This window comes from Bradyrhizobium sp. (assembly GCF_035309285.1).
Taxonomy (GTDB): Bacteria; Pseudomonadota; Alphaproteobacteria; order Rhizobiales; family Xanthobacteraceae; genus Bradyrhizobium.
Window position 1 is genome coordinate 1 of sequence record NZ_DATGFH010000157.1, and the last position, 5,286, is coordinate 5,286.

General features: G+C 61.4%; 4 protein-coding genes and 1 pseudogene. 4 read left to right on the top strand and 1 reads right to left on the bottom strand.

Annotated features, from left to right (window positions below):
* Positions 1–226 (bottom strand): annotated as a pseudogene (locus tag VKR55_RS27865) (hypothetical protein); the annotation flags it as partial.
* Positions 227–451: 225 nt separating this feature from the next.
* Between VKR55_RS27865 and VKR55_RS27870 the strand changes: the two are divergent.
* From VKR55_RS27870 to VKR55_RS27885, 4 genes are all read left to right on the top strand, one after another.
* Positions 452–1,906, top strand: coding sequence for an IS1182 family transposase (locus tag VKR55_RS27870; RefSeq protein ID WP_324408493.1), 1,455 nt, complete (start codon positions 452–454; stop codon positions 1,904–1,906).
* A gap of 270 nt (positions 1,907–2,176) precedes the next feature.
* Entirely contained in the window at positions 2,177–3,457 is a 1,281-nt protein-coding gene (locus VKR55_RS27875; protein ID WP_324408495.1) for an NAD(P)/FAD-dependent oxidoreductase, read from the top strand.
* A 117-nt stretch (positions 3,458–3,574) separates the two neighbouring features.
* The gene (locus VKR55_RS27880; protein WP_324408497.1) at positions 3,575–4,453 is read left to right on the top strand and encodes a phospholipase D-like domain-containing protein; all 879 of its coding nucleotides are present in this window, start codon (positions 3,575–3,577) and stop codon (positions 4,451–4,453) included.
* Between the two features lie 289 nt (positions 4,454–4,742).
* Positions 4,743–5,286, top strand: a 544-nt coding sequence (locus VKR55_RS27885; RefSeq protein ID WP_324408499.1) for an amidase family protein, incomplete at its 3' end; no start/stop codon positions are given.

Consider the following 5,286-nt stretch of genomic DNA (forward strand, 5'->3'; position numbering starts at 1 on the left):
TCTTCACGCGCACCTGGGCCGCCTCAGGAGAATTTCCCGAAGACGGTCCCCATGACATCATGACCTTATGACCGGTTTCGCGCTCGAATTGCGCGGCGATCTGTGGGAACGAGCCTTTCATGATCCCTGTAGTCAGGACCGTGATCTCGTCGGCAACTGCTCCGTTCGTGAGCGCGAGCAAAGCGCAGAAGACGATCGCAATTCTTTCAATGCGACGGAAACGCATGACGACTTTCCCTAGACTGCGCCCAAATATATTTTTGTTCATTTTACGCCTGTTCAGGATTCGCGTGCAACATTTCCACTATTTGGAAATGTCGATTGGGTTTGGTTTTACTCGGTCACCCTCTTCGGCGACTGCCAGCAGACTAGCCGAGATCCGTTAAGGGTCCAGCCTGTGTGAAAACTCCACCCATGCTATGATTCCCTTCCTGAATCGGCGGGGGATTTGATGGCGGGCTTCGTGGCAGGGCTGGATCGTGGGCAGGCGACGTTGCTGCCAGAATGCCTTGAGGATTGGGTCGACGAAAACAATTCTGTTCGCGCGGTCGATGTGTTCGTTGAGGCACTGGATCTGCGCGATATCGGTTTTGAAGGGGTCGATGCGGCAGGGATCGGCCGGCCCTCGTATCGGCCTGGTGTGCTGCTCAAACTCTACATCTACGGCTATTTGAACCGCGTGCAATCGAGCCGTCGTCTCGAGAGCGAGGCCGGCCGCAATCTCGAGGTGATGTGGCTGACGGGACGGCTCGCGCCGGATCACAAAACCATCGCCGACTTCCGCAAGGACAATGGTCCCGCGATCAGGAAGGTTTGCGCGCGATTTGTCGAGTTGTGCCGCAAGATGGGCCTGCTGGCGAAGGCCAGCGTTGCCATCGACGGCAGCAAGTTCAAGGCCGTGAACAGTCGCGACAACAACTTCACGCAGGGCAAGATCCAGCGCCGCCAGAAGCAGATCGAAGAGAGTGTGACGCGCTACATGAGCCAACTCGACACCGCCGACCGCCAGACTGCCGCAGGAGAAGATCCGTCGGAAACGGTGCTGCTGATCAAGACGCGGCTTAAGGAAAAGCTGGCGAAGCTCGAAGCAGAAGTGAAACGGCTGGCCGCGATTGAAAAGGCGTTGCTGGCCTCGCCCGACAAGCAGATATCGCTGACCGACCCCGATTGCCGCTCGATGGCAACGAGCGGGCGCGGCTCAGGTATGGTCGCCTACAACGTACAAAGTGCGGTCGACACCACGAACCATCTGATTGTCGCGCACGAGGTCACCAACGTCGGCACCGATAGATCGCAACTGGCGACGATGGCGCAAGCGGCGAAAGCTGCGCTGCGCAGCGATAACTTGGACGTCGTTGCGGATCGGGGCTACTTTAAAGGTGAGGAAATCCTGGCATGCGAACAAGCCGGGGTCGCGGTTACGCTGCCCAAGCCGCAAACCTCGGGCGCCAAGTCGGCAGGCCGCTTTGGGAAGCCTGATTTTGTTTATTTGGCCAAGGACGATGTCTATCGCTGCCCGGCCGGCGAGAAGCTGGCGCACCACTTCACTGCTGATGAAGATGGCCAGAAAATGCGGATTTACCTGACGAAGGCGTGCCGGACATGCCCGCTCAAGGATCAGTGCACAACGGCCAACGAGCGCCGCATCAAACGCTGGGAACACGAACACGTCGTCGAGGCCGCACAGACGCGGCTCGATCAGAACCCGCAAGCCATGCGTGTGCGCCGCGAAACCGTCGAGCATCCGTTCGCCACGCTGAAGATGCGGATGGGGGCGACGCACTTTATGATGAAGACGCTGCCGAAGGTGGCGACCGAGATGGCGCTGCACGTGCTTGCCTACAACCTCACGCGCGTGATGAACATCATCGGTATCAAACCGTTCCTCGCGGCGATCCGGGCTTGAGGCGCGCGGCATGGTGCCCGCCGTGAGACCGTTAGGGTCGCTCAGCATGGCCTGAGGCTGCGCACGGATTGACTCCAGACTCGATACAGCAAAAATAGGCTCAGACGGTCGCGTCGAGGTCCATCACGCCCGGTTGCTTGCAGTTATTGGGGTACGGAAAACGTTTCCACACGGCCTGGACCGATCGCGAACCGGGCCTTGGACCGCAACGGCCAAACGCTTACATTTATAAAGAGGCAGCGTTTTTTTCGAACCGAGAGGTCGCCATCCATGACGCCAGCAGCACCGCAGCCGACGACCCATCGCGTGGTGATCGTCGGCGCCGGCTTCGGTGGGCTGGAATGTGCACATCGGCTCAAAGGTGCGCCGGTCTCGATCACGCTGGTGGACCGCCGCAACCACCATCTGTTTCAGCCGCTGTTGTACCAGGTCGCAACCGCTTCGCTGGCGACTTCGGAAATCGCATGGCCGATCCGCTATCTCTTGCGCGACCGGCCGGAGGTCACCACCCTGTTTGCCACCGTGAATGGCGTGGACGCACAGAATAAACGCGTATTGCTCGATGACGGCGACGCTCTGCCGTATGACACGCTGGTCCTCGCCACCGGCGCGCGGCACGCTTATTTCGGCCATGACGAATGGGAGCCGTTCGCACCCGGGCTGAAGACGCTCGAGGACGCCACCACGCTGCGGCGCCGCATTCTGGTCGCCTTCGAACGCGCCGAGCGCGAAACCGACGAGGAGCGGCGCGCGGCGTTGTTGACCTTCGTGATCGTCGGCGCCGGCCCGACCGGCGTCGAACTGGCCGGCACCATCGCAGAATTGGCACGCGACACGCTGCCGCCCGACTTCCGCAACATCGACACCCACAAGGCGCGTGTCGTGCTGATCGAGGCCGGGCCTCGGGTGCTGGCGGGCTTTGCCGACGATCTGTCGGCCTACGCACAACGCTCGCTGGAAGGCCTCGGCGTCGAAGTGATTTTGGGGCAGGCCGTCACCGAATGTTCGGCCGACGGTGTGGTCTATGGTGGCCAGCGCCTGCAATCGAGGACGTTGATCTGGGCCGCCGGCGTGCGCGCTTCGCCCGCCGCCGAATGGCTGGGTGCGTCAGCCGACCGCGCCGGCCGCTTGCAGGTTCTTTCCGACCTCACCGTGCCGGGCCATCCCGACATCTTCGCGATCGGCGATACCGTCGTCGTCGCCGACCCCGAAGGAAAGCCGGTCCCCGGCATTGCGCCCGCAGCCAAGCAGCAAGGACGCCATGTCGCCGCATCTGTCAAAGCGCGCCTGGCTGGCCAAGTACCGGCGCCGTTCCACTATCGCCACGCCGGCAGCCTGGCGCAGATCGGCAAGCGCAAGGCGGTGATCGATTTTGGCGCGATCAAGTTGCGCGGCACGATCGCGTGGTGGATCTGGGGCATCGCGCACATCTACTTCCTGATCGGGCTGCGCAATCGGCTCAGCGTCGCCATCAGCTGGCTGTGGATTCACGCCCGTGACCAGCGCGCCGCCCGGCTGATTACGCAAGGCAGCAGCAAGGTGGCGCGGTGATTTTCCGAGGCCTAGTGCGCTGACCTCGCCTTGCAATCATAGATTGACGAGATAAACTCACGGCTGTAGCGTAGGAAGCCGTGGTTAGCGTAGGAAGCCTTTGGGAGGGCTCGCGCGATGGCGAAAAAAGCAACTGCCACAAAGAAATCGGCAAAAAAAACATCGACGAGAAGCCCGACGTCAGCGGCCGCGACGGCAGCGCCGACAGCTGGCGCGACGACACCAGCCAAATCGACCGCAACCAACGTCATCAACGATCCGACGCAGAGTCTGCAGACCTTCGACCTGCTCGATCTGCAGCAATACACTCAGGAGAGGATCTACGCGACCACGGCGAGCAAGGACTTCCACCTGTTTTACGTCGGGCGCGACGATGTCCACGATATCCTCAAGCACGTGTTGTCGCGGGTTAGCGTTTCACTTTACCTGAATATGTTCGGGTTCGATGACAACGAACTCAATGACATCCTGATGAAGATCGCGCTCGATGCATCGATCACCATGCTGGTCACCCTGGACAAGAGTCAGGCCGGCGGAAAGCATGAGAAGGCGCTGTTGGACGCCGACAGAAAGAATAATCTTGCGCTGTTCAATACCCATTTTGTCACGAAAACCCATGTGCAGGAGTTTGCCATCGGCCAGTCGGCAACCCACCAGATCAGCCACACCAAGGGGTTCGTGGCGGATGGCCGGGTCGGTGGCGAGGGATCGACCAATTGGTCGGACTCTGGAGAGGGGACCTTCGTCGTCAAGGGAAAGCCCGGCGGCGCCAGTTACAAGGCACAGAACAACACCCAGTCGATCATTACCGATCCTGACACGGTCAGCCGCTTCTCGGCCGAACTGATCGCCGAGCATTTAGTCGCGCAGAAGCAGTCCGCAGGGACAGGTGCGGCGACCAACGCAGCTCCTAACGCCGCTCCCGGCGGGGCGCCCATCAAACCTGCTGCACCGCATCCCGGATTGGCTCGGCACCCGGCCACCGCCCCAAACTAGCCACGTCGGGTGGAGAAGAAACCCTGCACATAAAATGAGCAGCAAAGCGCGCTTGCACGCGGAAAAATCCGGGCGTGAAATGTGCGCAAGCACTTGATAATACGGCGCCATCTCCGTAAGCCGGTCCGGCGATTTCGGTGTACATATGGCACACCGATTGCTTCGATCCCGGTGGAATTCGGCCACTTCGGAGTGCGGCGAGCATGGCGGACACAACTCACCTTCCCGTTTCGCACTCAAGAGGCGCCGCCAGCGGCGCGCCTGTTTCCTTGCTGAACTGGGGCGGCGCGTGACTGAGACCATCGCTGCGATCGTCGCTGCGCATCGCGCCGGCGACCTGTCGCCCGCGCAAACCGTGGCGCGAAGCTTTCAGCGGATTCGCGACCACAACGATCCGGCCATCTTCATCAGTCTGCGCGATGAAAAAGACGCGGTGGCGGAAGCCGAAGCGCTGAGCGCGAAAGATGCCGCGCAGTTGCCGCTCTATGGCATTCCCGTCGCGATAAAGGACAATATCGACGTCGCCGGGATGCCCACCACGGCGGCCTGCCCGGCTTATTCTTACCTGCCGTCATTCGACGCCACCGTGGTGGCGCGGCTGCGCGCCGCCGGCGCGATTCCGATCGGCAAGACCAATCTCGACCAGTTCGCCACCGGCCTGGTCGGCGTGCGCTCGCCCTATGGCATTCCCAAAAATCCGATGCGCGCCGATCTGATTCCCGGCGGATCGAGTTCGGGCTCGGCGGTCGCGGTGTCGAGCGGATTGGTGCCGCTGGCGCTCGGCACCGATACCGCGGGAAGCGGCCGGGTACCGGCCATGCTGAACAACATCG

What these genes read in the sequence shown, in the direction of transcription:
- VKR55_RS27870 (WP_324408493.1), top strand. Translation starts at nt 452, where the DNA reads ATGGCGGGCTTCGTGGCAGGGCTGGATCGTGGGCAGGCGACGTTGCTG.
- VKR55_RS27875 (WP_324408495.1), top strand. Translation starts at nt 2,177, where the DNA reads ATGACGCCAGCAGCACCGCAGCCGACGACCCATCGCGTGGTGATCGTC.
- VKR55_RS27880 (WP_324408497.1), top strand. Translation starts at nt 3,575, where the DNA reads ATGGCGAAAAAAGCAACTGCCACAAAGAAATCGGCAAAAAAAACATCG.